The sequence below is a fragment of the Limnobacter alexandrii genome (assembly GCF_005871185.1).
Taxonomy (GTDB): Bacteria; Pseudomonadota; Gammaproteobacteria; order Burkholderiales; family Burkholderiaceae_B; genus Limnobacter; species Limnobacter alexandrii.
Window position 1 is genome coordinate 1 of the sequence record NZ_SWKN01000003.1, and the last position, 3,393, is coordinate 3,393.

The 3,393-nt window shown below is 53.1% G+C and carries 3 protein-coding genes; 2 read left to right on the forward strand and 1 reads right to left on the reverse strand.

What is annotated here, in order from left to right:
- The first annotated feature begins 91 nt into the window (after nucleotides 1-91).
- Both FCS97_RS00235 and FCS97_RS00240 read left to right on the forward strand, forming a co-directional pair.
- Nucleotides 92-2,089 (forward strand): S8 family peptidase, encoded by a 1,998-nt coding sequence (locus tag FCS97_RS00235; RefSeq protein WP_138515515.1) that lies wholly within the window; start codon nucleotides 92-94, stop codon nucleotides 2,087-2,089.
- A gap of 126 nt (nucleotides 2,090-2,215) precedes the next feature.
- Entirely contained in the window at nucleotides 2,216-2,434 is a 219-nt protein-coding gene (locus FCS97_RS00240; RefSeq protein WP_138515517.1) for a hypothetical protein, read from the forward strand.
- Here the strand turns inward: FCS97_RS00240 and FCS97_RS00245 are convergent.
- On the reverse strand, nucleotides 2,431-3,393 hold a 963-nt coding region (locus FCS97_RS00245; RefSeq protein WP_138515519.1), incomplete at its 5' end, for a tetratricopeptide repeat protein. The genes FCS97_RS00240 and FCS97_RS00245 overlap by 4 nt on opposite strands.

The window sequence follows — 3,393 nt, forward strand, 5'->3', positions numbered from 1 at the left end:
CAAAGCCCACCTTGTCTCTTGGTCATTATTCTGAATCCGCAAGCTGCTCTCCCCGGTATCATTTAATAACAACAACAATCAAGGTTCACCCATGCAGTTGCGCCTCGCCATTCAAAGCAGTCTGTTCGCTCTGCTTGCCATGTTCTCAGCCTTTTCTTGGTCGGCTGACCGTTGGGTTATTCAGTTCAAGGAAAATGCCGATTCTTCCAGGCCAGGTGTTCAGCAACTGTCGCTCGATGCCAGGCGTGCCGATTTGGCCGCGAGACTTGCCGAGTTGTCCAATGCCCACAAAGGCAGTTTTCAATTGCTGAGGCCCTTTGGTGAACTTGGTGCTGTGGTTATGTCACCGAGTGGTTCTGACACTGAGCAAACCCGCCTGCGATTGTTGTCTGATCCCATGGTTGAATCGGTTGAGTTGGACCGCCGCATCCAGTTGCGTGCGCAGTCGCCTCTTGTTGGTTTGTTGAATGCGCTCGATTTGTCGCGCCGCAGTCGGTCTTGGTTTCATCAGGATCTAAGCACACAGCCCGCCTCGATCAACACAGGCGCCATGTGGGCCAATTTTCATGGCACTGCACCCACAGTGGTGGCTGTTTTGGACACAGGTGTGTTGCCTGGCCACCCGATGCTTCAAGGCCACTTGCTTTCTGGCTACGATTTCGTGGCTGATCCTGTAATTGGTGCCGACGGTCAAAGCTCCCCTGGCTCTGACCGGGATTCAGACCCAACCGACCCAGGCGATGGCGTGGGCCCAGCCGACTTGTTGGCCGATGCCGCCTGTGCTGGGCTGAGCCAGTCGAGTTGGCATGGCACCTTCGTCTCTGCCCTGCTTGCTGGTAACCCGGTATCCAGCGAAGGCATTTTTTCAGTGAACTGGAATGCAGCAGTGTTGCCTGTTCGTGTGTTGGGCAAGTGCGGTGGTTTTTCAAGTGACCTGGCCGACGGTATTCGCTGGGCCGCTGGCTTGAGTGTGCCTGGTGTTCCCAACAATCCGTTCCCGGCCAAAGTCATTAACCTCAGTTTGGGTGCAGAAGGCGCCTGTGTGCCCTCGATTGAAGGCGCTGCGATAGCTGCAGCACGCCAGGCAGGCTCTCTTGTGGTTGTGGCTGCCGGCAATGATGGCAGCACGGTCGATTCTCCTGCCAATTGCCCCGGTGCTTTTGGTGTGGCTGCAATTGACCAAGAGGGGTTAAAGGCGAATTACAGCAACTTTGGCCCGAGTATTCAGCTTTCAGCGCCAGGCGGCGATGCTGCATTTCCAATCTGGAGTGCGAGTAACACTGGTTTTGCAGGGCCCTTAACGAACACTTACAACACCAAAATTGGCACCAGTTTTTCTTCACCCATGGTGGCTGGCGCGGCTTCCCTGTATTGGTCACTGAACCCGTCGGCCTCAGTGGCTACTGTGGAAGACATGTTGAAAACCTCGGCCCGCCCTTTTCTTTCCTTGAGTGGGCGCCCCACTTGCACCGGCGACACCGCTGGCGTGGAATGCAACTGCACACGCGCCTTGTGCGGGGCGGGCATGCTCGATGTGGCCAATCTTGTCAATTCTCAGGCGGTAGCCGGGCTCACTAATCTGTTTTCCAATAGTGGCAATGTAATTCCTCCGGGCCAAACACGAACATTTTCTGCAATGGGAAGCCTGAATTCTTCTGGTCAGGAAGTCAGTGCAGTCAGTTTTGATGTGATCAATGTGCTGAAATCGTCTGCAGATGCCCCCAACCCTGTGTTGTCTGTCAGCGGGCTGAATGTGGATGTCACTGCGCCCGTCGGCGTTACTGGATTTGATCTTCGTGCGCAGGTGTCAAACGGGCGCATTGCGATTGCATCGGTGATCGTCGCCAATCCGGGCGCCACATCCCCTACTTTGCTGGCCAGTTTGCTTTCTCCCCTGATTAACGGCGCTTCCGCAGGTTTGGGGGTCCCCTCCTCGGCTGTGGGCGATGCGGTGGTGGATGACTCCGGCAATGGTGCTGCCCTAGGCAGCGCAGGCAGTGGCGGCGGAGGTGGCGGTGCTGTGAATTGGTTGGGTTTGCTGGGCTGTGTGTTTCTATTTCGTTGTTTTAGAAGAGAAAAATCGATTTAAGGTGTGGCTGTTTGGTTAAATACAACGTTAGAAGCGGCGCTCCAATCTGTGACATTACTCAATGGTAAAGTTCAGTTGTTGACTCGTTGGTCAGCAAATGATGCAGTAAATTTTGAGAGGTGTCGTATGAAAGCTCTTCGTTCCTACCCTGGTGTATTGGTGTTGTTGTTGATCGCTTCAGCCATGTTGGTTCATGGTTTGGTGGATTACATCAACTATGAAGTAGCAAGCCCGAGTATTTTGGCAGCCCTGGGCTGTGTATTCTCCGCAATTTTGCTGGTTGCTGTGTATGAGTTCAAATCATTCAAGGCCAACCGCAAACTGGTGCGCAACAGCAAGGTTTAATTGCGTTTGACACCGTCTGAAAGGCCTGTTTTCGCCGCATTCTGTGCGGCGATCACGGCCTGCAAGTTTTTCTGAGTACTCTGTGTCAAAGGGTCGTCGCTGCCCAATGCGTCTGATCGAATAATGTAGGCGCGGCTCAGTGCCACTTCTGCCCGCTTCAGGTCCCCTGCCCTGTACAACACAACCCCCAAGTTATTTAAAGATTGGCTGGTTCTGATGTCGTTGGGGCCAAACGCAGCCTGTCTGACTTCAAAAGCGGTTTGGTAGTTTCTTGCGGCTTCTTGCAACTGGTCGTTGCGCATTTGGAGCGTACCCAGAAAGGTCAGAATTTCAGCGCGAATGGGTTCGCTTTTGTAGTTGGGTGAGGAATTGATGATTTCAGCCAACACCTGAAAATTCTCCAGTGCCTCTTGTTCCTTTTCCAGGTCCAGCAAACCAACAGCGTGGTTCATGCGTGTTTCAAGCGTACGGGCATTGGTTTTCCCCAAGCGAATTTCATACACAATGCGCGACCGCTTAAATGCAACTTCAGATTCTTCAGCTTTGTTTTGCAGGGCATAGTAGGTGCCAAGCGCGTCTTGCACCATACCTGCTGGCAATGAATAGCGGCCAATGGATTGTTCAACAGTGCTCAAGGTTTTTTGAAAGTGCGCTTCGGCACGTTCCATTTGATCGGCTTGTGCGTAGGTTTGACCAATCAGTACCTGTAAACGTGTCCACGATTCGGCAGCAGCCTGATCCTCGCGGCTTAGCGGGCTGTATTGACTGGCTTCATTCCAGGTTGAAATGGCCAGGTCAGCTTCGTTTTGCGCCAGGTAGGCTTTGCCCAGTGTTTCAAGAATTTTTACGCGTTTGGCTTGTGTAATTGGTCCGGTCAATTCCAGTCGGCAGGTTTCCACAGTGGCCCCCACCGGTTCTTTGCCAAAACTGTTTTCACAACGGGTTAAATTTGAACTTGC

Coding starts and splice junctions, on each gene's coding strand:
- FCS97_RS00235 (WP_138515515.1), top strand. CDS start 92: ATGCAGTTGCGCCTCGCCATTCAAAGCAGTCTGTTCGCTCTGCTTGCC.
- FCS97_RS00240 (WP_138515517.1), top strand. CDS start 2,216: ATGAAAGCTCTTCGTTCCTACCCTGGTGTATTGGTGTTGTTGTTGATC.